Consider the following 254-nt stretch of genomic DNA (forward strand, 5'->3'; position numbering starts at 1 on the left):
CCAGCGGCGAAGCTTTCGCCGATCAGAAAGGCCTGTGCAAGGCCTTCCGGCCGCGGCTGCTCAGCGTAGGCGATGGTGAGCCCCCACGAGCTGCCGTCGCCCAGCAGATCGCGGAAGCGCGGCAGATATGGGGCGTCGAGATAATCAGGATGTCGCGGATCCCGGCCAGCATCAGCGTGCTGAGCGGGAAGTAAATCATCGGCTTGTCATAGACCGGCACCAGCTGCTTCGAAACAGCGAGCGTGACCGGATAC

General features: G+C 63.4%; 1 pseudogene. It reads right to left on the reverse strand.

Going from position 1 to position 254, the window contains the following annotated elements:
- Window positions 1–254 (reverse strand): annotated as a pseudogene (locus AC5IJH_RS18425) (sugar phosphate nucleotidyltransferase); the annotation flags it as partial.

Origin of the sequence: Candidatus Dedyshia acidiphila, from assembly GCF_051025295.1 — a bacterium.
Taxonomy (GTDB): Bacteria; Acidobacteriota; Terriglobia; order Terriglobales; family Acidobacteriaceae; genus KBS-83.